The sequence below is a fragment of the Enterococcus sp. DIV0086 genome (assembly GCF_050498705.1).
GTDB classification, from domain to species: Bacteria; Bacillota; Bacilli; order Lactobacillales; family Enterococcaceae; genus Enterococcus; species Enterococcus faecalis.
On sequence record NZ_JBNIDN010000001.1, the window covers coordinates 2,692,978 to 2,717,303 of the forward strand.

The 24,326-nt window shown below is 37.0% G+C and carries 26 protein-coding genes and 1 other annotated feature; of the genes, 20 read left to right on the top strand and 6 right to left on the bottom strand.

All coding sequences use genetic code 11. The features are described from left to right. Window positions 1–130 precede the first annotated feature (130 nt). Window positions 131–766 carry a pentapeptide repeat-containing protein gene (locus IGI63_RS12985; RefSeq protein ID WP_002385045.1) on the bottom strand — a complete coding sequence of 212 codons (636 nt, stop codon included), beginning with the start codon at window positions 764–766 and terminating at the stop codon, window positions 131–133. Next, a complete protein-coding gene (locus IGI63_RS12990; protein ID WP_429975907.1) occupies window positions 763–1,836 on the bottom strand; it encodes an FUSC family protein in 1,074 nt (357 codons plus the stop codon). The genes IGI63_RS12985 and IGI63_RS12990 overlap by 4 nt, the downstream gene beginning before the upstream one ends. Before the next feature lie 243 nt (window positions 1,837–2,079). On the opposite strand from IGI63_RS12990, the gene opp1A reads away from it, so the two are divergent. Beyond that, a complete protein-coding gene (gene opp1A / locus IGI63_RS12995) occupies window positions 2,080–3,750 on the top strand; it encodes an oligopeptide ABC transporter substrate-binding protein Opp1A (RefSeq protein ID WP_002390393.1) in 1,671 nt (556 codons plus the stop codon). A 78-nt stretch (window positions 3,751–3,828) separates the two neighbouring features. On the opposite strand, the gene IGI63_RS13000 is transcribed toward opp1A, so the two are convergent. Beyond that, the gene (locus IGI63_RS13000) at window positions 3,829–4,179 is read right to left on the bottom strand and encodes a DUF3899 domain-containing protein (protein WP_002355784.1); all 351 of its coding nucleotides are present in this window, start codon (window positions 4,177–4,179) and stop codon (window positions 3,829–3,831) included. Between the two features lie 90 nt (window positions 4,180–4,269). Between IGI63_RS13000 and opp1B the strand changes: the two genes are divergently transcribed. From opp1B to rplT, 8 genes are all read left to right on the top strand, one after another. Continuing rightward, window positions 4,270–5,211: an oligopeptide ABC transporter permease Opp1B gene (gene opp1B, locus IGI63_RS13005; protein ID WP_002381304.1), complete on the top strand. Its 942-nt coding sequence runs from the start codon at window positions 4,270–4,272 to the stop codon at window positions 5,209–5,211. Then, window positions 5,211–6,263: an oligopeptide ABC transporter permease Opp1C gene (opp1C, locus tag IGI63_RS13010; RefSeq protein WP_002355787.1), complete on the top strand. Its 1,053-nt coding sequence runs from the start codon at window positions 5,211–5,213 to the stop codon at window positions 6,261–6,263. Before opp1B ends, opp1C begins: the two co-directional genes overlap by 1 nt. A 9-nt stretch (window positions 6,264–6,272) precedes the next feature. Continuing rightward, on the top strand, window positions 6,273–7,331 hold the full coding sequence (gene opp1D, locus IGI63_RS13015) for an oligopeptide ABC transporter ATP-binding protein Opp1D (protein WP_002355794.1): 1,059 nt from the start codon (window positions 6,273–6,275) through the stop codon (window positions 7,329–7,331). After that, window positions 7,331–8,287 carry an oligopeptide ABC transporter ATP-binding protein Opp1F gene (gene opp1F, locus IGI63_RS13020; protein WP_002361357.1) on the top strand — a complete coding sequence of 319 codons (957 nt, stop codon included), beginning with the start codon at window positions 7,331–7,333 and terminating at the stop codon, window positions 8,285–8,287. Before opp1D ends, opp1F begins: the two co-directional genes overlap by 1 nt. Before the next feature lie 40 nt (window positions 8,288–8,327). Continuing rightward, complete coding sequence (locus IGI63_RS13025; protein WP_429975908.1) at window positions 8,328–9,398, top strand: RNA-guided endonuclease TnpB family protein; 1,071 nt, start codon at window positions 8,328–8,330, stop codon at window positions 9,396–9,398. A 215-nt stretch (window positions 9,399–9,613) separates the two neighbouring features. Further along, window positions 9,614–9,745, top strand: a sequence feature (ribosomal protein L20 leader region). Window positions 9,746–9,799: 54 nt separating this feature from the next. Further along, window positions 9,800–10,321 (top strand): translation initiation factor IF-3, encoded by a 522-nt coding sequence (gene infC / locus IGI63_RS13030; protein ID WP_002355797.1) that lies wholly within the window; start codon window positions 9,800–9,802, stop codon window positions 10,319–10,321. Between the two features lie 113 nt (window positions 10,322–10,434). Then, complete coding sequence (rpmI, locus tag IGI63_RS13035) at window positions 10,435–10,635, top strand: 50S ribosomal protein L35 (RefSeq protein WP_002355798.1); 201 nt, start codon at window positions 10,435–10,437, stop codon at window positions 10,633–10,635. Between the two features lie 60 nt (window positions 10,636–10,695). Further along, the gene (gene rplT / locus IGI63_RS13040) at window positions 10,696–11,055 is read left to right on the top strand and encodes a 50S ribosomal protein L20 (RefSeq protein WP_002355799.1); all 360 of its coding nucleotides are present in this window, start codon (window positions 10,696–10,698) and stop codon (window positions 11,053–11,055) included. Window positions 11,056–11,101: 46 nt separating this feature from the next. Here the strand turns inward: rplT and IGI63_RS13045 are convergent, their stop codons facing one another. Next, entirely contained in the window at window positions 11,102–11,482 is a 381-nt protein-coding gene (locus tag IGI63_RS13045) for an MmcQ/YjbR family DNA-binding protein (RefSeq protein ID WP_002393469.1), read from the bottom strand. A gap of 67 nt (window positions 11,483–11,549) precedes the next feature. On the opposite strand from IGI63_RS13045, the gene IGI63_RS13050 reads away from it, so the two are divergent. From IGI63_RS13050 to IGI63_RS13060, 3 genes are all read left to right on the top strand, one after another. Beyond that, entirely contained in the window at window positions 11,550–11,909 is a 360-nt protein-coding gene (locus IGI63_RS13050) for a DUF1304 domain-containing protein (protein ID WP_002361363.1), read from the top strand. A 67-nt stretch (window positions 11,910–11,976) separates the two neighbouring features. Beyond that, on the top strand, window positions 11,977–12,471 hold the full coding sequence (locus IGI63_RS13055; RefSeq protein WP_002368164.1) for a GNAT family N-acetyltransferase: 495 nt from the start codon (window positions 11,977–11,979) through the stop codon (window positions 12,469–12,471). Window positions 12,472–12,488: 17 nt separating this feature from the next. Then, window positions 12,489–13,004, top strand: a complete 516-nt coding sequence (locus IGI63_RS13060) for a GrpB family protein (RefSeq protein ID WP_429975909.1) — start codon at window positions 12,489–12,491, stop codon at window positions 13,002–13,004. 15 nt (window positions 13,005–13,019) lie between these two features. Here IGI63_RS13060 and IGI63_RS13065 read toward each other — a convergent pair whose 3' ends face one another. Next, complete coding sequence (locus IGI63_RS13065) at window positions 13,020–14,195, bottom strand: SulP family inorganic anion transporter (RefSeq protein WP_002378096.1); 1,176 nt, start codon at window positions 14,193–14,195, stop codon at window positions 13,020–13,022. A gap of 229 nt (window positions 14,196–14,424) precedes the next feature. Then, the gene (locus tag IGI63_RS13070; protein ID WP_429975910.1) at window positions 14,425–15,453 is read right to left on the bottom strand and encodes a YeiH family protein; all 1,029 of its coding nucleotides are present in this window, start codon (window positions 15,451–15,453) and stop codon (window positions 14,425–14,427) included. A 112-nt stretch (window positions 15,454–15,565) separates the two neighbouring features. On the opposite strand from IGI63_RS13070, the gene IGI63_RS13075 reads away from it, so the two are divergent. The 8 genes from IGI63_RS13075 to metG all read left to right on the top strand — a co-directional run bounded on the left by IGI63_RS13075 (window position 15,566) and on the right by metG (window position 24,273). Further along, window positions 15,566–16,396 (top strand): LysR family transcriptional regulator, encoded by an 831-nt coding sequence (locus tag IGI63_RS13075; RefSeq protein WP_002358839.1) that lies wholly within the window; start codon window positions 15,566–15,568, stop codon window positions 16,394–16,396. Between the two features lie 64 nt (window positions 16,397–16,460). Next, on the top strand, window positions 16,461–17,333 hold the full coding sequence (locus tag IGI63_RS13080; RefSeq protein ID WP_429975911.1) for a VOC family protein: 873 nt from the start codon (window positions 16,461–16,463) through the stop codon (window positions 17,331–17,333). Window positions 17,334–17,606: 273 nt separating this feature from the next. Beyond that, window positions 17,607–17,831, top strand: coding sequence for a hypothetical protein (locus IGI63_RS13085; protein WP_002355808.1), 225 nt, complete (start codon window positions 17,607–17,609; stop codon window positions 17,829–17,831). Between the two features lie 88 nt (window positions 17,832–17,919). Beyond that, window positions 17,920–18,594, top strand: a complete 675-nt coding sequence (gene sapR, locus IGI63_RS13090; RefSeq protein WP_429975912.1) for a two-component system response regulator SapR — start codon at window positions 17,920–17,922, stop codon at window positions 18,592–18,594. A gap of 13 nt (window positions 18,595–18,607) precedes the next feature. Next, the gene (gene sapS, locus IGI63_RS13095; RefSeq protein WP_002358842.1) at window positions 18,608–19,633 is read left to right on the top strand and encodes a two-component system sensor histidine kinase SapS; all 1,026 of its coding nucleotides are present in this window, start codon (window positions 18,608–18,610) and stop codon (window positions 19,631–19,633) included. A gap of 147 nt (window positions 19,634–19,780) precedes the next feature. Continuing rightward, window positions 19,781–20,644, top strand: a complete 864-nt coding sequence (locus IGI63_RS13100) for a GRP family sugar transporter (RefSeq protein ID WP_002355811.1) — start codon at window positions 19,781–19,783, stop codon at window positions 20,642–20,644. A gap of 40 nt (window positions 20,645–20,684) precedes the next feature. Continuing rightward, window positions 20,685–22,076, top strand: a complete 1,392-nt coding sequence (locus IGI63_RS13105; RefSeq protein ID WP_002378102.1) for an amino acid permease — start codon at window positions 20,685–20,687, stop codon at window positions 22,074–22,076. A gap of 187 nt (window positions 22,077–22,263) precedes the next feature. After that, window positions 22,264–24,273 (top strand): methionine--tRNA ligase, encoded by a 2,010-nt coding sequence (metG, locus tag IGI63_RS13110; protein ID WP_002355813.1) that lies wholly within the window; start codon window positions 22,264–22,266, stop codon window positions 24,271–24,273. The last annotated feature ends 53 nt before the right edge of the window (window positions 24,274–24,326 follow it).

The window sequence follows — 24,326 nt, forward strand, 5'->3', positions numbered from 1 at the left end:
AACCTAAGATAGTTTACCTAAAAATAAGGCACAAGTAAAATGGTTCCGTTGGTTTTTCCAAAAAATTAATAACAATTTAATAAGAAAGAACCGACAGAACCAGTTATTCGGCTATTTTTTTAAAATTTTCTTAGGTAATCACCAAACCAAGGGCACTTGCCAAATAAATGGCTTGTTCAGGGGTGACTTTAAGACCTGATAAATAGTTTGGTGAGAAAGTCAAGCGTTCAAAGGTGTTTTGGGAAAAATCCAATCCTTTTAAAGAAGTATTTAACCAATTACTTTCGGTTAAATCGCAAGCTTCTAGAAGGAGTTTCTTCCAGGTGACCTCGAAAAATTCACTTTCGACTAAACGTGTCTGATTAAAGTGAACAAGATTAAAATTTGCAAAACGAAAAGAAGCATAATCGGCTTTGCAATCTTCAAATAGACAATCTTTTAAATAGCTATCTGCAAAATTCGTTCCTGTCAAATTGCAACGAAGGAAAGTCACTCGATGAAAACTGCCAGACAGCCATTCGACGTTAGAAAAATCGCAAGCTTCAAAACGCACATTACTACAATCAAAAGAAGCAAACTGGCCATTTGCTAATGAAAGATGATCGAAAACAGCATCCCGAAAGACTAAGTTACGAATTTCTTGATTCGATAAATCAATCTGCTGATACAAATGATTTTCTAAGATTGCCTCATCTTCTAATTGACAGTTCGTTAATAGAGGAAGTTGTTCTGGTAGATTTGGTGGCAAGGGATAAGTTATTTTCATAAAACGCCTCTTTCTTCTTGTTGATTTTCAAAGGTTTCATCAATTGAGTAGGCCCGATTATAGAAACGTAGCGCAGTTGTGAAAACATAAGCGCCGGCAAAACCAAGTAAACTACCTAACACAATCCCGACTAATCGATAGTTTAAAAGATTACTAATGACTTGCTGTCGTGCAAGATTTGATAATAATAAGGACATCGGGGTAATAAAAAAGCTGGCAATCGCATAGTTTTTGTTAATGAATCCTTCAAAAGCTGCATATAGAATACTAATGATACCGATTGTTTGTAAAGGTGTAAAGGGAATCATTAATAAAATTACAGAAAGCAACAAACCAAGACTCGTGCCTAGAATCCGTTGAACATTTCGCTGCATCACAGAATGTAAATTTTCCCCTTGTAAAATGGCTGCGCAAGTAAACGTCATCCAATAGGCGTTGACTAAATGAAGCGATTGGCTTAAATAAGCCGCTAAAAATAAAATGGCCGCATAATGCAAAGCATCTAATAAAGAAGCGGGATCGATATAAAGTCGTTCTTGAAGAGACATCCGTTTTTGAAAAACGTAGGGGCGCTTGTCGATGAAATGAAGCACAATGCCCATGATAATGCCGGTCACTACTCCTAAAAGAACAAAACTGGCCATGATAGGAATCTTATGTAAAGGAAAATTGTTGCTTGTTCCCATTGCGGTTGACATGATAACTAACAGAGCACCAGGCTTCTCAATGCCATACAATCTAAAAAGTAAGCGTGCAAGAAAAGCGACGATGGCAATTGTAATGGGAATCAACCAAGGTACATGGTGACTTAGCATTCCTAAGCTGTTGCCCAGAACAATAAAAAAGCCAACAATATTCAGTCTGCGCAATAATTGGGGCAAAGGAAGCGGCTGATAATAAATAAACGTATAAATGCCCATCGAGCCAAAGGTCCCAATGAGTAAATTATTGGAAAAATAACCAATTAATAATGGAATTGCCATACAAATTGCGACACCAACTAACCGAAATAATTCGTCATTTGCTTTATCAATAACAAACAAATCCTTTAAAAACGTAGAATTTTTCATATTTTGTCACTCCTTTACTTCCTAATTTACCATAATGTTTAGAAAACTGACAAAAGAATTGCAATAAAAGACAGGAAGAAAAAGAGTGGTTTCTGATAGGAAGAGAAGAAAAATTAAAAAAAGTTAACATTTTGACTTGCAATTTTAATATGAAAAATGTAAGATATATTCCATAGCAATAAATAATTATTAAATTCTGATTTTTCAGAAAATACAGATTGTATTATTTTAGGAGGCAACACTATGAAATTGAAAAAGTCATTAACATTCGGTGTGATTACATTATTTAGCGTAACAACTTTAGCGGCTTGTGGAGGCGGCGGAACGTCAGATAGCTCAAGCGCGTCTGGTGGCGGTAAGGCAAGTGGCGAACAAGTTTTACGTGTCACAGAACAACAAGAAATGCCAACAGCTGATTTATCACTAGCAACAGACAGAATTAGTTTTATTGCATTAAATAATGTATATGAAGGAATTTATCGTTTAGACAAAGATAACAAAGTCCAACCTGCAGGTGCAGCGGAAAAAGCAGAAGTTTCTGAAGATGGACTAACATACAAAATTAAATTAAATAAAGATGCAAAATGGTCAGACGGTAAACCAGTGACTGCTAATGACTATGTTTACGGATGGCAACGAACAGTTGATCCAGCGACAGCTTCTGAATATGCTTATCTGTATGCCTCTGTAAAAAATGGTGATGCCATTGCTAAAGGGGAAAAAGATAAATCAGAATTAGGAATTAAAGCAGTCAGTGATACAGAATTAGAAATCACTTTAGAAAAAGCAACACCATACTTTGATTACTTATTAGCTTTCCCATCGTTCTTCCCACAACGTCAAGATATTGTGGAAAAATATGGTAAAAATTATGCATCAAACAGCGAAAGTGCTGTCTACAATGGTCCATTCGTCTTAGACGGCTTTGATGGTCCTGGTACAGATACAAAATGGTCATTCAAGAAAAACGATCAATATTGGGATAAAGACACAGTGAAACTGGACTCAGTAGATGTGAATGTCGTGAAAGAATCACCAACCGCGTTGAACTTGTTCCAAGATGGACAAACAGACGATGTCGTTCTTTCTGGTGAATTAGCCCAACAAATGGCCAATGACCCAGCTTTTGTTAGTCAAAAAGAAGCATCAACACAATATATGGAACTGAATCAACGTGATGAAAAATCACCATTTAGAAATGCGAACTTACGTAAAGCAATTTCTTACTCAATCGACCGTAAAGCGTTAGTTGAATCAATCTTAGGGGATGGTTCTATCGAGCCAAACGGTTTAGTACCAGCAGATATGGCAAAAGACCCAAGTGGCGGCAAAGACTTTGCTAAAGAAGCAGGTAGTCAAATTGAATATGATACGAAAAAAGCTAAAGAATACTGGGAAAAAGCGAAAAAAGAATTGGGGATTTCAACCTTAACAATGGATATTCTTTCTTCAGATGCAGATTCTTCTAAGAAAACAGTTGAATTTGTTCAAGGGTCAATTCAAGATGCTTTAGATGGTGTGAAGGTAACGGTTAGTCCGGTTCCATTCTCCGTTCGTTTAGATCGTTCAAACAAAGGCGACTTTGATGCAGTAATCGGTGGTTGGAGTGCTGACTATGCTGATCCAAGTAGTTTCTTAGACTTATTTGCTTCAGATAACTCATATAACCGTGGACGTTATAACAATTCAGAGTTTGACAAGTTCGTGAAAGCTGCAAGTAGTGCAGATGCGACAGATCCTGAAAAACGTTGGGATGATATGTTAAATGCAGAGAAAACGATTATGGGAGACATGGGTGTGGTACCATTATTCCAAAAATCAGAAGCGCATTTACGTGCTGAAAAAGTCAAAGATGTCGCAGTTCATCCTGCTGGCGCAACGTATGACTACAAATGGGCATACATTTCAGAATAACCTGACAAAAGATCGATAGCAAACAAAAAAGGACCTTTGCCATGGAATAAAAGGCAACGGTCCTCTTGCTATCTTGTCTTAGACCAAGTAAAATAGTAGAAAGCCTAAAGACAGAATCAGTAAGATGCCCCCAGTTTTTAGCCAGAAAGAGCGATGTGCATCGCCAATGACTGAAAGCGGGATAAACTCTTTCGGTTCATTTTTCTTTTTAAAACGAAACGCGTTTTTCATTGAGCGCTGAAAGTTATCGAAAAAGCCAGAGGACATAATCCATAAAGCAATGCCGATAATTAAAAAGAAAAGCGAAACGATAAAGAAGGTATCTGATAATGAGGAGGTAGTGATAGGTTCTTTACTTATTAATAAGTAAAGAAAAATGCCGATACTGGAAATAACGGCTGTAATAATTGGCCATTTAAAAGTTTTCATGTGTTCACCCTATCTATTATTGTGGTCTATCTAGTCATTACTTTAACGAAAATAACTGAGGAAGTCAAAAAAATCTCGGAGGTGTCATTATTGAATAGTTTTGGAAAATATTTTCTTAAACGGATCTTTTTCATGATTATCACTTTGTGGTTAATCGCAACGATTACGTTTTTCTTAATGCAATTATTACCAGGTACGCCTTATACCAACCAAGAAAAACTTAGTCCAGAAACAATCGCTATGTTGAATAAACAATCTGGCTTAGATAAACCAGTGATTGTTCAATACGGAATTTACTTAAAGAACCTGGTAACAGGAGACTTTGGTATTTCATTCCAATTTAAAAACCAACCTGTTGCTAAGTTATTAGCTGGTCGAATTGGGCCATCCCTTCAACTGGGAGGACAAGCGATTATCTTTGGTACGTTAGTCGGTATTTTATTGGGGATTATCGCAGCGATGCGTCAAAATACTTGGGTAGATACGTTGGCAACATTGTTAGCCATTTTAGGTCGTTCTATTCCAAACTTTGTTTTCGCGGTATTATTACAATACATTTTTGCAATGAAATTAAGAATCTTACCAATTGCTATGTGGAATGGTTTTGCCTACACAATCTTGCCAACTATTGCCTTGGCAATGAGTCCAATGGCCGATTCGGCTAGGTTTATTCGAACCGAGATGGTAGAGGTCTTGCATAGTGATTATGTCGAATTAGCCAAAGCAAAAGGCTTGAGTCGCTGGCAAGTTGCATTCCGCCACGGGTTAAGAAACAGTTTAATTCCATTGATTACCTTATTAGGACCTTTAGCCGTTGGTTTAATGACAGGTTCTTTAGTAGTAGAAAATATTTTTGCCATCCCTGGAATTGGGGAACAGTTTGTAAAATCAATTATGACAAACGACTATCCAACAATTATGGCAGTAACTATTTTGTATTCAACAATGTTAGTTGTTGTAATTCTGATTGTTGATTTACTTTATGGTTTAATTGATCCAAGAATTCGCGTATCAGGAGGTGCAAAAGGCTAATGGAAACAGTCAATAAAAATAATCTACCACAAGCGATTAAAGATATTCCGGCAGATGAGTTTCAGCCTCTAAACACTTCAACTCTAAAAGAAAGAGAGCGTATTGCCACACCGTCTTTAAGTTTCTTACAAGACTCATGGCGTCGTTTGAAAAAGAATAAAGCTGCAGTTATCTCAATGAGTTTCTTAGCAGTTATTATCTTTATCTCTATTATTACCATTTGGGTTTCACCACATAACCCAACGAAACAAAATGTTTCTTACATTAACTTACCACCACGAATTCCTGGCTTGGAAAGCGTGAATGGTTTAAATGGTAAAACAACAGTTGCTGGTCAATTAGTTGATAAATATGCACAAGCAAACGTTCCAGATAACGTAAACTTTTATCTAGGAACAGATGGTTTAGGTCGTGATGTCCTAAGTCGTTTATTTATGGGAACACGTATTTCCTTATTAATTGCGTTTATCGCGGCGATTCTAGATATTACGATTGGGGTAACGTATGGACTGATTTCCGGATTAGTCGGCGGTCGTGTCGATACAGTAATGCAACGTATTTTAGAAGTTCTTTCTGGTATTCCTAACTTAGTTGTTATGATCTTGATGCTAACAGTCTTTGATCCAGGGATTGTTTCGATTGTTTTGGCCATGGTTATTACAAACTGGATATCAATGGCCAGGATTGTGCGAGCCCAGACCATGAAACTAAAAGACCAAGAGTTTGTCATGGCAGCAGAAACATTGGGCGAATCTCGTTGGAAAATTGCTATTAAACATATTTTACCGAATATCTCAAGTGTTATTATTGTCCAAATGATGTTCAGTATCCCATCGGCAATTTTCTTTGAAGCGTTCCTAAGTTTTATTGGGTTAGGCTTACGTCCACCAACCGCATCTTTAGGAACCTTGTTAAACGAAGGATACAAAACTTTCCGTTTCCTTCCATATTTAATGTGGATTCCAGCGGCAACACTTTCAGTTATCATGATTTGTTTCAACTTGTTAGCTGATGGTTTACGTGACGCATTTGATCCTAAGATGAAAGAGTAAGAGTGGTGAATGACTATGGAAAAAGTATTAGAAGTTAAAGACTTAAGAATCTCCTTTGATACGTTTGCAGGTAAAGTCAACGCCATTCGTGGTGTGAGTTTTGATCTTTATAAAGGTGAAACGTTAGCCATCGTAGGTGAATCAGGGAGTGGTAAATCTGTTACAACTCGCAGTATTATGCGTTTGTTGAGCAGTAATGCCAATATTGATAACGGGGAAATTTTGTTTAAAGGGCAAGATATTGTTCATAAAACAGAAAAACAAATGCAAGCCATTCGTGGTAAAGAAATCGCAATGATTTTCCAAGATCCGATGACTTCATTAGACCCAACGATGCCAATTGGCAAACAAGTGGCGGAATCATTAATCAAACATAATAAAGTCTCAAAAAAAGAAGGCTTAGCGCAAGCATTAGAATTACTAAAATTAGTCGGCATTCCTAATGCTGAAAAACGTTTGAAAAACTATCCACACCAATTTTCTGGTGGACAACGTCAACGGATTGTCATTGCAATTGCTTTAATTTGTTATCCCGAAGTTCTAATTGCAGATGAACCAACTACAGCGTTGGATGTAACCATCCAAGCACAAATTTTAGAGTTATTAAAAGATTTACAAGAAAAAATTAGCACTTCGATTATTTTCATTACCCATGATTTAGGGGTAGTAGCGAACGTGGCTGACCGTGTCGCTGTCATGTACGGTGGACGTCTGGTTGAAGTGGGAACAGCAGAAGAAATTTTCTATAATCCACAACATCCATATACTTGGGGACTTTTAGGGTCAATGCCAACGATGGAAGGAACAGAAGACAAACTTTATGCGATTCCAGGTTCACCTCCAGATTTATTAGATCCACCAACTGGAGATGCCTTCTATCCACGGAATGAGTTTGCTTTAAAAATTGATACAGAAAAAGAACCACCTTATTTTGAAGTATCACCAACCCACAAAGCAGCAACGTGGTTATTAGCACCACAAGCACCAAAAGTTACGCCTCCAGCAGAGATTGTTCGTCGTTGGGCAATTTATGCAGAGCGTCAAAAAAATCCAGGAGGTAGTAATTAATGGCAGAAGAGAAAAAAGTCCTATTAGAAGTCACTGGTTTGAAACAGTATTTCAATGTTGGTCGTAAAGACGAAGTAAAAGCCATTGATGACATTAGTTTTCATATTTTTGAAGGCGAAACCTTTGGATTAGTTGGCGAATCAGGAAGTGGAAAATCAACAACTGGTCGCAGTGTCATTCGTTTATATGATCCAACTGCTGGTGAAATTCTTTTCGATGGAAAAGACATTAGCAAAATTAAATCAAAAGCGGACATGCAAGCATTCCGTCGCGATGTTCAAATGATCTTCCAAGATCCATATGCTTCATTGAATCCAAGAATGAAAGTCAATGATATTATTGCTGAAGGAATCGATGTCAATGGATTAGCTAAAACACCAAAAGAGCGGGAAGAAAAAGTCAATGAACTTTTAAAAACGGTGGGATTAAATCCAAGTCACAGTACGCGTTATCCTCATGAGTTTTCTGGTGGGCAACGTCAACGGATCGGGATTGCTCGTGCTTTAGCGGTTAATCCACGTTTCATTATCTGTGATGAGCCGATTTCGGCTTTGGATGTGTCGATTCAAGCTCAAGTAGTAAACTTATTACAAGATTTACAAAAAGAACAAGGCTTAACTTACTTGTTTATCGCACATGACTTATCGATGGTAAAACATATCAGTGACCGAATTGGCGTAATGCACAGTGGGAAATTATTGGAAATGGGCACAAGTGATGATGTCTATAATTTCGGCGTTCATCCTTATACAGAAAGTTTACTTTCTGCGATTCCATTACCAGATCCAGACTATGAACGCACACGTAAACGGATCGTTTACCAGCCTGCAGCGGCAGATGGGAAAGATCGTGAGCTCCGTGAAATTCTCAATGGACACTATGTTTATTGTGCTGAAGACGAAGTTGCAATGTACCGTGAAAAAATTGAAGAGAAGAAAAGAAAAGCTGGTTTATAACCAGCTTCTTTTCTAACTATCTTGGTAGGGTGGTTATGAGATGAAGGCTCTGAAAGCTTATAAATACAGACTTTATCCAACCTCAAAACAAGAAGAGTTTATTCAAAAAACATTTTCTTGTGTTCGCTTGGTGTATAATTTAATGTTACAAGACCGGATTGATATCTACAAAGAGATGCGAAAAAATCCTCAACAAACGTTTAAAATGCCAACGCCAGCTAAATATAAGAAACAATACCCTGTCCTCAGAGAAGTTGATAGTTTAGCCTTGGCAAATGCACAAGTTTATTTGGATCGAGCCTTTAAAAATTTTTATCGGGAAAAAGGGATGGGCTTTCCAAAAAAGAAAAAGAAAGAAACGGTGCATTCCTACACTACGAACAATCAACATGGCACGGTCAAAATTTTGGATAATCGTTATTTGAAAGTACCTAAATTGAAATCTTTAATTAAAATGAAGGTACACCGCCAACCGCTGGGGGAGATAAAATCTGTAACTATTTCTATGAGTGCGAGTCACAATTATTATGTTTCCATTTTGTGTGAAGCGCCGATTGAAACGAAAACAAAGCAACAAAAAATGGTGGGAATTTGTAGCAGTAGGGAAAAATTTGCGCTGCTTTCGAATGGTGAAAGCTTCGAAAAAAGCTATTGTTCAAAGCATTTAAAGCAAAAACTATGTCAAAAAGAACGAAAATTAAACAAGCGTAAAATGATTGCTTTAGAAAAAGGTGTCGATCTTTCACAAGCAAAAAATTATCAAAAACAAAAAATAAAAGTCGCAAAAATTCGCGAAAAAATAGCCAACCAACGAACGGATATTTTAAACAAAATTACAACGGAATTGGTTTCAAGTTACGATGTTATTTGTATTGAAAAAGCCCATCACAGTAATGAGCGGCCGCCAAAACATGATCGTTCTGAACTGGCTTGGTCTTTATTTTTAGCTAAACTGTTGTATAAAGCACAATGGTATGGCAAAGAACTCATTTGTATTGAGTCAGAGGAGATAGAAACAGAGTTGTCTTTTTCTGAAAGTACAGAAAATTCAGAGTATCTTAGAAGCCAAAAAATCTTAGAACGTGGCTTGTCTAAACGAGAAACCTTATAAATAGAAGAACTGTAGGGACTACAGGGATCGCCTAGGGGATAGAAAATGTACACCATGTGTTGAACCATTTGTTTCTAGGAAGTCACATTGGGACAGTCCACTAATTATTAATGATCAAAATACGAGTTCAAACGAATCTAGTGCTAGATTCGTTTTTTTTTTTGAGGAAATATATTGACAACTAGGATAAACTAAGGTAAACTAGTGAAGTTGAGAAATGAAAGCAGAAGCACCCGCTTCTCGCCTTAGTTGAGTATATCGCTGGGCTAGATAAAGTATTCCTTATTTTTTTAAGTAAGGCAGACTGTTGGCGGGTTCTGGATAGGAACCTGTTTTTTTATTGCATTTAGCAAACAAAGCAGACTTCCGTTAGGATTTTCTCTTAAAAATTTTGGAGGTGAATGACCATAGCAAAGGATATGATGGTTAACGACGGCATTCGTGCACGCGAGTTACGTTTGATCGGACAAGATGGTGAACAATTAGGTGTAAAAACCAAAGCAGAAGCATTACAAATCGCTGAATCTGCAAACTTGGATTTAGTACTTGTAGCGCCAGGAGCGAAACCACCAGTTGCGCGAATTATGGATTATGGAAAATTCCGTTTCGAACAACAAAAGAAAGAGCGTGAAGCTCGCAAGAAACAAAAAGTGATCAACGTCAAAGAAGTTCGTTTAAGTCCAACAATTGACGTAAATGACTTCAATACAAAACTTCGTAATGCGCGTAAGTTCTTAGAAAAAGGAGACAAAGTGAAAGCTTCTATCCGTTTCAAAGGCCGTGCCATTACCCATAAAGAGATTGGTCAGAAAGTTCTTGATCGCTTAGCTGAAGAAACTGCGGACATCGCCACAGTGGAACAAAAAGCGAAAATGGACGGACGCAGCATGTTTCTAACGCTGGCACCGAAAAACGACAAGTAAACGAAGAGACCGAGCATTCGGACTTTTGGTAATTTCTACAAGAAGGATATTCGACAGTTGTGACTGTTAGAGTCTTTCACTTGAAGCAAAGATTTTGAGGAGGAAAATTAGTCATGCCAAAACAAAAAACACACCGCGGATTAGCAAAACGTGTAAAACGTACTGGTGGAGGCGGCTTAAAACGTGGCCGTGCCTTTACATCTCACCGTTTCCACGGTAAAACTAAAAAACAACGCCGTCAATTGCGTAAAGCAAGCATGGTTGCAAAAGGCGATTACAAACGTATCCGCCAACAATTAGCAAGAATGAAATAAAACAACTCGGTGACTTTTAGATTACCGTCAAGAGAAACAAGATATTAGGAGGAATTCAACATGGCACGTGTTAAAGGTGGAACAGTAACCCGTAAACGTCGTAAAAAAGTCCTTAAGTTAGCGAAAGGCTACTACGGATCAAAACATACTTTATTTAAATCAGCAAAAGAACAAGTAATGAACTCTTATTACTATGCATTCAGAGACCGTCGTCAAAAGAAACGTGACTTCCGTAAATTATGGATTGCACGTATCAACGCGGCAGCTCGCATGAATGGCTTAAGCTATTCTAAATTAATGCACGGTTTGAAATTGGCAGAGATTGATATCAACCGCAAAATGTTAGCTGACTTAGCCGTTAACGATGCAGCAGCATTTACAGCGTTAGCTGAACAAGCAAAAGACGCTTTAAGCAAATAAGCTTAAATAATCTTTCACACCCTACTCCTTGAGTAGGGTGTTTTTTTTAATAACTCCGTTGGTAACTTTCATCTATAAATGAAAAAACTTGTGAGAGCGGAATTTCTTCAGAAAGACTTAACCAATGCTCTTTATTCATATGATAGGCAGGAAAATAGCCAGGTTGGTTCTTTAATAAGGCAATCAATTCAGGCGCAAGTTTAACGGTTAAAATAGTGAGCTGCTTATTCTCGGTAGCGCCGAGCAGTTGTGCATCCAGTGGCATAATTAAAGCAAACCATTTTGCATTTCTAGGATGACGAAAGACGAGATAGTCTGGGTGTTTTTCAAAAGGAAAATCGGGCGTTATCTGATAACGTTCTTGGATATAGGCGCTAATAGTTTCTTGAAAAGTCATAGGTTTCTTCCTTTCGTTAAGGCTAGGCATATCTATTTACATCATAGCAAAAATTACATAAAATTACTTCGTTCAAAGGAATGGGAGGAGGGAGCAGATGACATTAATTTCAACAATTTTAGTAACCTTGGTGGCTGTAGAATTTTTCTACATTATGTATTTAGAAACGATTGTACCAACATCTGAGACAACAAGCCGTGTTTTTAAAATGGATAGGCAAGAGTTACAAAGAAAATCAGTCACTACATTGTTTAAAAATCAAGGAATCTATAATGGACTAATCGGTGCAGGACTTATTTATAGTGTCTATTTTGCGCAAGCAACGATGGAGATGACAAAATTTTTATTGATTTATATTATTTTAGTGGCGGCGTACGGTAGCTTAACTAGTGATAAAAAAATCATTTTAACACAAGGCGGTTTAGCTATCGTGGCTTTGATTAGTTTACTTGTTTAGCCATCAGAGTTAATAGAGAGAGACAGTCAAATCGACAGAAAAAACACGGTTGATTTGACTATTTTTTATGGAATTGAGAGAGACAAAATGTGGTATACTTTGTTTATTAGATAGGGAGGAATTAAAAATGCTGAACCAAAAAGAAGTAAAAAAAACCGATTATCCTCAATTAATTTCTCTATGGCGTTCTTCAGTAGAAGCTACCCATTTGTTTTTGAGTCAGGCAGATATTGATAAAATCGAAGTGGTTTTACCTGATTATTTTCAACAAGTTCAATTAAGTATGTGGTTAAATGAAGAACAGAAATGCGTGGGCTTTAGTGGAACAAATCAACAAACGTTGGAAATGTTATTTATTGACCCAGTCTATTTTCGTAAAGGCTATGGTGGAGAAATTATCAAAAAGTTAATAGAGCAAGAATCAATTGTCTTTGTTGATGCCAATAAACAAAATGAAGGGGCTGTGAAGTTCTATCAATCTCAAGGGTTTCAAGTAATTGGTGAATCAAAGGAAGATCCTCAAGGAAATCCGTTTCCTATTTTACATATGAAACGGATATAGAAAAGAGGGAAGAAATCATGCGGGTAATCGTTACTGAATACCAACAAGCCTGGGTGGAACAGTTTGAAGAAGAAGCCCAAGCGTTGAAACAGATTCTAAAGGAAAATTGTCTTAAAGTTGAACATATCGGTAGCACATCTGTGCCTAATTTAGCAGCCAAACCAATTATTGATTTTTTGGTCATTGTTGAAGAAATTGAAAAAGTAGACCTGTTACAAGGGGAATTTGAAAGAATCGGTTATGAATATATGGGGGAATTTGGGCTATCAGGACGTCGTTATTTACGAAAAGGCCCGATAAAAAGAACACATCATGTGCATATTTATCAGTTTGACAATACGCAAGAAATTTTGCGCCATCTTGCTTTTCGAAATTATTTACGAGAAAATCCGGCAATTGCTACAACCTATGGTACATTAAAAAAGCAATTGGCCCAAGCACACCCCGATAGCATTGATAAATATATGGATGGCAAAGATGCGTTCATTAAGAAAATAGAAAAAGAAGCGTTGAAGAAATATTGGGAAAAATAAAAAAAGTTGCTAAAGCTAGCAACTTTTTTTTGGTTCTTTTTTGAAAAAATGATAAAGAAGACCACTTAAAAGAACACCTAGAATAATTCCAATCGCTAAATTATGCGTATAGACGATCACACCCACTGTCACGAGTAAAATAACAATTTCAGTAATTTCAAAAGTTCGGAAAAGCTGTAAACTTTCCCAATCAAAGGTGTCGACTGCCACTGTCATCATGATCCCAATCAATGCAGCTGTAGGAATGGCTACCATCACGGATTTAAAAACAAAAATGAATAGAAGGAGGGTAATACCTGAAATCAAAGTAGAAAGCCGTTTTCGTCCCCCTGATTTAACATTAATGACCGCTTGCCCAATCATCGCACAGCCAGCTTGGCCACCAAAAAAGCCGGTAATTATATTAGCGAATCCTTGCGCCTTAACTTCTCGTTGGCTATCACTTTGGCTCGCTGTCATTTTGTCCACAATGGGGATCGTCAATAAAGATTCAATTAACCCGACCATTGCTAAGGCAACAGAGCTAGGTAAAATAATCCGCAACGTTTCTAAGTTGACGGGTACATTAGGCCAACGGATCGCTGGATGAAACTGACTCATTTCACCAAGATCACCTACCGTTTGTAAATGACCTTTTAAAAAATAGGACAGGATAGTCATGAATAAAATAACAATTAAAGCAGGAGGCACAATTGTAATAAACTTAGGTAATAGATAAATAAGTAAGATACTACAGATAATCATGCCGTAGGACCACAGTGTTTGATGAGGCAATTGTTGTACTTGCGCCATGAAAATTAAAATAGCTAACGCATTGACGAATCCGTACATCACTGTCTTGGGAATAAAGCGCATCAATTTGTGGATACCTAAATAACCTAAAATAAATTGCAGAAAGCCTGTTAAAATAGTCGCAGCAAGCATGTATGACAAACCGTGTGCTTGAATTAAGCCTGCAAGGACTAAGGCCATTGAACCAGCAGACGCCGAGACCATTGCCGGACGGCCGCCCGTAAAAGTAATCACAAGTAAAGTAACAGCTGAAGCAAACACTGCAGAAAGCGGGTGAACACCAGCAATAATCGCAAACCCGATTACTTCTGGTAAAATGGCGACAGAAGAAACGAGACCCGCAAATAGATCATTTCGTTCATTGCCTAACCATTCGCTTTTTTTAATACTAAATAACATCGAAAAACTCCTTTAAGTTAATAAAACCTTATTCATAATAGCATGAATAAGCTGAAATGAGCGTGGGACAAAAATCACTTTGGATTTTTGCTCCACGCTCAAAAACTGATAAACGGCGGGAACAAAAGCAACTCCTTCGGAAATAAGCCGGAATTCTCCAAAAATTACAGAACAATTTTCGGAAATTCCTTCTTATTTCTCGGAGTTAAACGCTTCTGTCCCGACCTCATTAGAACTGTAACAGTGCCAACAACAAAATGGCTAGGACGACTTGAACAGTTCCTACTGATAAACCATAGATTAAGAAACGTTTGCCTTCTTGGAAAAACTTTTTAAAATCGAGTCGTAACCCGATTGCTGCCAAGGCAGTAATTTCAAACCAAGAACTAAAGAAATGAGCAGTCTCACTGATCACAACGGGGAAATGAATCAAACTATTAAAGATACAGGCAATGAAAAAGCCAACTACATACCAAGGTAGGGCACTGCTTTTTTTGGTGACTTCTACCAACTCAGCTTCTGATTCTGCCGTCTTACTTTGCTTGAAACGTCCAAATAAATAGACAACTGCTACGAGTAGGACAATCCGCATAATTTTAAAGAGCATCGCTAGTTGAACTGCGTTCTCATTGACCATATTGGCACTGGCGACAACCTGACCAACTGATTGTAAAGTTCCTCCGATTAGTGCGCTACGAGCCAACAAATTGGTACCATAGAGAATCCCACTTAAAATGGGTAAGGTCAACATTAAAACGGTTCCTAATAAGTTTACTAAAGTAATGATTTGGCCTTTTTCTTCCTCATCTGCTTGAATTGCTGGAGCAATCGAAGCAATGGCAGAAGACCCACAAACGGCATTACCACCAGCCATCAATAAAGACATATTATCAGAAAAAGCCAGTTTTTTACCGATCAAATAGGCAAAAATAATGGTCAGCGACATTTGAATGAGAATAAATGCGACACCTTGTAAGCCAATTTGGGCAATCGTTTGAAAGGTCACGGTGGTTCCCAATAAAACAACAGAAAATTCTAGTAATTTACTTTCGGCTACTTTGGTTCCGCGATTTAAATTGGCACCGCGAACAAAGGTATTTCCCAAAAAGATTCCTAGTAAAATAGCTATCGTTGCGGCGCCTAAGCTAGGTAACCAGATGGCAAGAAACTTGCTAAGGCAGGCGACAAGGAAAGCTGTTAGCAAGCCGGGAAGAATTTGGAATAAAGATTGGATATAATCATTTTCTGAATTTTTCATTGAAAAAATCTCTCTTTCTTGTTCATTACTTCCAGTATAACGAAATTTTTTACATTTGAGAAATAAATAGTTAAAATAATATTTATAATAGAAAGTTATCGAAAGGATACTTATGTTTAAATTATTAAAGACTTTTCAAATTGTGTATGAGCAAATGAACTTTTCCAAAGCAGCTACCTGCTTATATATCTCACAACCAGCCGTTTCTAATCAAATCAAACAATTAGAAGAAGAATTAGGCTGTTCATTGTTTTTAAGAAATGGTCGACAAGATGTAGTTCCTACTAGGCAAGCGGAAGTCTTGTATAATCGTTTGCTAAATTTAGCTGATGATTGGCAAGAAACATTAACAGCTCTTCATCAGGCGAGATTACCTAAAGAAACTTGCCGAATTGCTGCGTCTAATACTTTTGCAGTTTATTATTTGCCGCAACTGATGCAGCATTTACAGACACAGTATGCAACAATCAATTTTGTTTTAGAAATGAACAATTCAGAAGAAGTAGTGGAAAAAGTTGAAAAACATCAAGTTGATTTTGGCTTTATCGAAAAACCATTAATTACAAAAGGCGCCTCTCGTGAAGAAATTATTCAGGATCAATTGGTTTTAGCTGGGGACCCTGCCAATCAGAATTGGTTGGTACGTGAAAAGGATTCTGGGGTCTTTCATTATACCCAACAGTATTTAGAAGAAAGTAATCAAAGCCCAACACTCATGACGGTTAAAAATAATGAAATGATTGTTAAAATGTTGGAATTGGGCATGGGGCAATCGTTGCTTTCAAGAAAGGCGATTACTGAAAAAATTCCTTTCCAAACGTTAGGTGAAAAGTATTGGCGTTCCTTTTATTTTTTGACACGAGGACATTTAAAATCCTCCTTGCTTCAAGAAGTAAAACAAGCAATTTATCGATTCTATCAGACGGAAATGAATAAATACTAAAACGTTCTCTTTGTTTATTTATCAATCTTTGACTACACTAAAGAAAACGAAGGAGGGAACCACAATGCCTAAATTTTCACCTTGTTTATGGTTTGACACACAAGCGGAAGAAGCTGCTAACTTCTATACAACAATCTTTGAAAAAGGTGCAATTCTAAGTAAAACGAACTACGTTAATGAGGAGCACCAACCTCAAGGAACATCATTAATGACCATTGAATTTACCTTGGCGAACCAAACAATCATTGGTTTAAATGGCGGACCAGAATTTTCCTTTACGCCAGCTAGTTCATTTTTTGTTGAATGTACAACATTATCACAAACAGAAACGTTGTGGAAAAATTTAACAGCAGACGGACAGATATTGATGCCTTTTGGGGAATATCCTTTTAGTCCTTTATATGGTTGGGTAGTGGACAAATTTGGAGTCTCTTGGCAAGTGTCTTTTTCAGGAAAAGAACAAACAATTGTACCAACCTTTATGTTTGCTAATGAAAGATATGGCGAAGCAGCCAAAGCTCTATCAGAATGGTTGGCGATTTTCGGCCCAGGCGAAATAATTGAAAAAGTTGAATATGAAGATGGGAACATTGCGCAAGCACTTTTCACATTACAGGAGCAACCGTTTCGAGTAATGGATGCACGAGATAAACATGACTTTGATTTTACCATGGCTTTCTCCATTTATATTGATTGTGAAAATCAGGAGGAAATAGATCGACTATGGCAACAAGTGACTGCTAAAGGGAAAGAATGGCCGTGTGGCTGGATGGAAGATCAATTTGGGGTCAGTTGGCAAACAGGCAATCCTGAACTGAAACGTTATTTATCTGACTCAAATCCAGCTAGAGCAAATGAAGTGACCAAAAAATTGTACCAAATGAAAAAAATAGATTTAAACCAGTTAAAAGAAGTGTATGACAAATATAATCATTAGAAAAACTGAGGTTGTCTGATTGACTACACTTCGTTACGTTGGTATCAATTCCTATGCATGGAACATACTAGAGTTGAAGGACTTGTCTTTTAAGGATCAAGACCTTCAACTCTTAAAAAAGGCTCGATTCTTGCGAGTTCCAAAGAGGCTACTTCTATTTTGTTGTTTACTTAATGGTTAGGACTCTGCCGATTTTTTTATAAGATTATGCTATAATTAAGAGTAGTAAATTATTGAAGGAAAAATGAAAAGTCCAAAATAGGAAGTGGTAAAATGATTGAGTTAATTGTGTTGTTAACAGTTTTTACTTATGGAACGAACTTTGTTTTATATCTTATTTTGAAAAATAAAAAGTCCATGCCAATTGTCGAAAAAGCTTCTATTGTATTAGGAATTAATATGTCTGTGTTATTATTAGATGGTATTTTTGCTTTTGTTGGCAAATTCATCATGTTATCAGAATGGGAATTATTAGCGCCTATTTTTGAAATAGTGTAAAAATCATCATAAAGTCCTATATCCAAAAAGAATGAAGTTTGTTAGGATAAGAAAGATGAAAATTTAGAAATAAAAGAGGTGGGATTGCATGGCTAAAATCATGATTGTCGAAGATGAAACAACCATTCGAGAATTAATTAGCGAGGAATTACAAAAATGGCAATTTGAAACGATTGGAACAACCGATTTTAATGATGTATTGGATGATTTTCAAGAGGAAAATCCCCAATTAGTCTTGATGGATATTAATTTACCTGTTTACGATGGGTACTATTGGTGTCAAAAAATTCGTGAAGTTTCTAAAGTACCAATTATTTTTATTTCGAGTCGTAGTACCAATATGGATATGATTATGGCGATGAACATGGGCGCGGATGATTTTGTTACAAAACCGTTCCAGATAGATGTTTTAATTGCTAAAATCAATGCTTTATTGCGCCGCTCTTATAACTATTCCGATACGGATAGTGAAGTGCTTTCACATAATGGCATTACTTTAAATGTGGACAATGGACGAATGGAAATCAAAGGCGAAATGATCGATTTAAGTAAAAATGAATACCGATTACTGTATCTTTTAATGAAAAAGCACGGAAAAATTTTAACACGTGAAAAATTATTGCGCGCTTTATGGGACGATGAACGTTTTGTGGATGACAATACGTTGACGGTAAATATCAATCGTTTACGAAAAAAAATTGAACAAGCAGGGATTACTGGCTATATTGAAACCAAAGTGGGCGTCGGTTATATGGTGCCCTAGATAGGAGTAGACAATGACCATTCTAAAGTATTTAAAAGATCGCTGGTTATTACTAATTGGTTGGTTATTTTTTCTGTTCTTAACTTGTTTTATTTTATGGTTGGCTCCTAATGTCCGCTTAGATTGGACAGTGGTTGGCTATATCTTTTTACTGCAAAGTGTTTTTTTATCGCTATTTTTAACAATTGATTATTATTTAAAACGTAAGTGGTGGCTTTCGTTGGCAACGGAAAAAGAGCCGCCTTCTTTACAAGAATATTTGAATACAGCAGAAAAAGAAGAAGAACTACTTGTCCAAACGTATATTAACGGTTTATTGCAAGAGCACCAACAAACCATGCAGCAAGCAATTAACAACCAACAGGACCAAAAAGATTACATTGACTCTTGGGTTCATGAAATCAAAGTCCCCCTAGCGGCTATCACGTTACTGGTACAATCTGTCGAAGATGATATTCCAGAGAAAAAATATTATCTATTGGAAAATGAGTTAGGGAAAATTGATGAATATGTCGAGCAAGTCCTATATTATGCTAGACTGGACAGCTTTTCTCGAGATTATTTACTCCAAGAATATTCTTTAAAAGAAATTGTGCAATCTGTTGTTCGTACGCAAGCAAATTATTTCATCCAAAAAAGATTGCAATTCTCAATTGAAGGGGAAGATGAAGCGGTTTTAACCGACCGAAAATGGGTCATTTTTATTTTCCGCCAATTATTAAGTAATGCAGTCAAGTATACGCCAGAAGGCGGCACGATTACGGTCCTAATTTCCAAAAATAAACAAGGTATTTATTTATCTTTAAAAGATTCTGGGATTGGCATTCCGATGCAAGATCAACGACGCATTTTCGATAAAGGATTTACTGGTGAAAACGGGCGGAAAAGTGAACAGCATTCGACTGGTCTTGGCCTGTATTTGGCCCATAGCTTAGCGAAAAAGTTAGGTCATGATTTAACAGTCGAATCGACAGAAGGGCAAGGTACGACGATGACATTATTTTTCCCTTCCCTCAGTTATTATAATGAAGTGAAATAAAAAGTAGGTCTATCAGCAAACTAAAGAGGTGATAGGCCTTTTTTTATTTATTAAAACTTTCTTGCTAACTTCTCTTACTCTTCTTAGTTGTTTAGAAAACGTTTTTATTGTTAGAATGAAATGAAATAAATTTGTTAGGAGAATATTATGAGTTTACTTATCGCTTTAGTGCCCATGATTGCGTGGGGCAGTATTGGTTTAGTCAGCGGTAAAATTGGTGGAAGCGCCAATCAACAAACGTTAGGTATGACAATCGGCGCATTACTATTTTCAATTGTTGTCTTTTTTGTCATCCAGCCTACGTTGACGACAGCCACATTAATTGTTGGATTTATATCTGGTTTATTCTGGAGTTTGGGACAGAATCAACAATTTCATAGCATGAAATATATGGGCGTTTCAGTTGGCTTACCAATTTCAACTGGGATGCAGTTAGTTGTTAATACCGTTGCAGGGGCTGTTTTTTTCCATGAATGGACAAAAACAAAAGACTTTGTTGTGGGCTTTATCGCTTTAGCCTTTTTAGTTTTTGGGGTGTATTTAACAGCTCGACAAGATGATGATAGTCAACCGAAAACCTCAAACAGTATGTTAGATTTTAATAAAGGGATTCGGGCGTTGATTTTCTCAACAGTTGGGTATGGCGTCTATACCATCATTATTAATGCCACTGGTTTAGATCCGTGGGGAATTATTTTGCCACAAAGTATTGGTATGTTAGTGGGGGCTAGTTTCTTTGCCTTCAAAAAAGTCAAAGTTGATCGTTTTGTTTGGATGAATATGACGACGGGTCTGCTTTGGGGCTTAGGAAATATTTGTATGTTATTAACCATGCGTGAAATTGGCTTAGCTATTAGCTTCTCTTTATCACAAATGGGGATTATTATTTCGACTCTTGGGGGCATCTTCCTTTTAGGCGAAAGAAAATCAAAAAAAGAAATGTTTTATGTTATTTTTGGTTGCATTTTTGTTATTCTAGGTGGTATTCTTTTAGGGTATATGAAAGCGTAAATAGTTTATTTACGCTTATTTTTTTTACGGGGGTAAACACATGTCTATTTTCAGAAAAAAAGAAATCACTGTGCCTGTCAATGACAGTGGTGGGATGAAAAAAAATCTTAAGACGATGGACTTAATTTTTCTAGGAATTGGGGCTGTAGTAGGAACAGGGATTTTTGTTGTGACAGGTGTCGCAGCGGAACGCTATGCAGGTCCAGGGCTCGTCTTATCATTTCTGGTAGCAGCAGCCGCGATTATTTTATCTGGTTTATGCTATGCAGAATTTGCATCACGTATTCCGGTCATTGGCGGGCCGTATGCCTACATGTATGTGGTCTTTGGAGAAATTGTGGCTTGGATGACTGGTTGGATGATTATTTGTGAGTTTTTCTTGGCGGTTTCATCCGTTGCTTCAGGTTGGTCAGGCTATGTCCATGGCTTTTTGGATAGCTTAGGTTTTTCTTTGCCGCAAGCGTTAAGTGGCGCTTATAATCCAACAAATGGTACATATATTGATTTGATTGCCATGTTGGTCGTTGTAGCCGTAACTTTTTGGGTATCTTTAGAAGCGAAAACAGCGTTACGTTTAAATAACTTAATGGTTTTCGTGAAGTTTGGGATTATTTTATTATTTGTTCTCGTGGGAATCTTTTATGTGAAACCAACGAACTGGCAACCATTTATTCCTTATGGTTTTTCAGGCGTTTTCAGTGGTGCTGCTTTAGTTTTCTTTGCCTTTCTAGGGTTTGATGCGGTCAGCATGGCCGCGGAGGAAGTGAAGAATCCGAAAAAAGATATTCCAAAAGGGATTATTGGTTCCATTGTTATTTCAACATTGTTATATATTGTTGTTACGTTAGTTTTAACTGGAATTGTTCCATTTACGGATTTAGGGGTCAAGGATCCGGTGGCTTTTGCGATGCGCTTCATTAATCATGGCGCAATTGCGACAATCATTTCAGTTGGTGCTATTTTAACCTTATTAACAGTGACGATTGCGATGATGTACAGTTTAGCCCGTGTGATTTATGCGATTAGTAAAGATGGATTATTGCCGCAGTTTATGAGCAAAATCGATGAGAAGCGGCACACACCTAAGAATGCAACCTATGTAGCTGGATTTTTAGCAATGGTTTTTGCTGGGATTGTTCCAATGGAGATGCTGGCTGAACTTACAAATATCGTGACACTCTTTTATCTGATGTTTCTCGCTTTAGGAATTATCAAATTACGGACAATGAAAGGAGAACCGCAAGCAGGTGAATTTAAAGTGCCGCTTGTGCCGGTTCTACCATTAATTTCAATCGTGGTTTGCGCGGCTCTAATGTTCCAATTGTCTTTAGCTACTTGGCAAGTATTTGGCGTAGCCGTAGTGATTGGTTTGGCTATTTATTTCTTTTATGGACGACACCATAGTATCGTTCGTTTCGAGACAAAAGAATAAAAATGAACGAAAAAAGAGAGGAATACTTGTCAAATAGACAGGTGTTTCTCTCTTTTCTTTCTGGCATTTTCTTCATTTTCAAGAGAAAACCGACAAGAAATATAGTTTAATAATGTCTAATTATGGTATACTGTTTAGGAGTAAATCCTGAGGGTTTAGGAAAATGACTAAAGGAGGTTTTTTCTGTATGTCACAGAAAGAAACATTTTATATTACCACCCCAATTTATTACCCAAGTGGGAAGTTACATATTGGGAATTCATATACAACAATCGCCTGCGATGCAATGGCCCGTTACAAGCGTTTAATGGGTTTTGATGTATTTTATTTAACAGGTGTGGATGAACACGGCCAAAAAATTGAAAAAAAAGCTGCTGAGTTGAATGTGACACCAAAAGAGTACGTTGATAAAATGGCAGCAGATGTTCAAAAATTATGGAAAACATTAGATATCAGCTATGATAAATTTATTCGGACAACGGATGATTATCACATGGCAGCCGTGCAACAAATTTTTGATCGTTTAGTAGAACAAGGAGATATCTACCTTGGAGAATATGAAGGTTGGTATTCAGTTTCTGATGAAGAATTTTTCACTGAAACACAATTAGCTGAAGTATATCGTGACGATGAAGGCAATGTCATTGGTGGGAAAGCACCAAGTGGTCACGAAGTCGAATTAGTTAAAGAAGAATCCTATTTCTTCCGCATGAGTAAATATGCGGATCGCTTGGTACAATATTACGAAGAACATCCAGAATTTATTCAACCAGAATCTCGTAAAAATGAGATGCTAAATAACTTCATCAAACCAGGATTGGAAGATTTAGCCGTTTCAAGAACGACTTTCTCTTGGGGAATTCCATTAAAAAATGATCCAAAACATGTGGTTTACGTATGGATTGATGCGTTATCAAACTATATTACAGCACTAGGTTATGGCTCAGAAGATGATTCATTATTCCAAAAATATTGGCCTGCGAACGTGCAAATGGTTGGGAAAGAAATCGTGCGTTTCCATACGATTTATTGGCCAATTATGTTAATGGCCTTGGATTTACCATTACCGAAAAAAGTCTTTGGACATGGTTGGTTATTGATGAAAGACGGAAAAATGTCTAAATCTAAAGGAAATGTTGTTTACCCTGAAATGTTAGTAGAACGCTACGGTCTAGATGCGTTACGTTACTATTTATTACGAGCAATTCCATTTGGTAGTGACGGCGTCTTTACACCAGAAGATTTCGTTTCTCGCTTAAATTATGATTTAGCTAATGACTTAGGAAACTTGTTGAATCGAACAATTGCGATGATTAATAAATATTGTGATGGCAAAGTACCAGCCTATGCTTCAAAAGTTACCCCATTTGATAGTGAACTATCGACAACTGCGGCGAATGTTATTGGAAAATATCATGAAGCAATGGAAAAAATGGAATTTAACACGGCCATTGCAGAAATCTGGACGCTAGTTTCTCGTGCCAATAAATATATTGATGAAACAGCGCCTTGGGTATTGGCTAAAGAAGAAGAGAAACGCAACGAATTAGAAAGTGTCATGATCCATTTAGCGGAAAGCTTACGAATTGTGGCAATCTTATTGCAACCAGTCATGACAGAAACACCAGGGAAAATTTTCGAACAATTAGGCTTAGATCCAGAAACAATGAACATGGAAAATATTCATTTTGGTGAGTTCCCAACAGACGTAACAGTAACAAGTAAAGGAACACCTATTTTCCCACGTTTAGAAATTGAAACAGAAGTAACGTATATTCAAAAGAAAATGTCCCAAAGCGAAAGTGCTACAGAAGAGGATATTAAATGGAATCCAGAAGAAACAACGTTAGTTTCAACGAAAGAAAAACAAATTAAGTACGATGATTTCGATAAAGTGGAATTAAAAGTTGCCGAAGTTATTGACTGTAAAAAAGTCAAAGGAGCAGATAAATTATTGCAATTCCGTTTAGATGCTGGAGATGAAAACCATCGTCAAATTCTTTCAGGTATTGCTGAATTTTATCCAGATCCAGCTGCGCTAATTGGCAAAAAAGTAGTCATTGTGGCTAACTTAAAACCAAGAAAAATGCGTGGTCAAATTAGCCAAGGAATGATTCTTTCAGCTGAATCACCAGAAGGTAAACTTCAAATTGTTGAAGCACCAAAAGAAATGCCAAATGGTGCAGGAATCGCATAAAAGCATAAGTGGTAAAGATAAAAGGTGAATTGTAACCTTTTATCTTTACTACT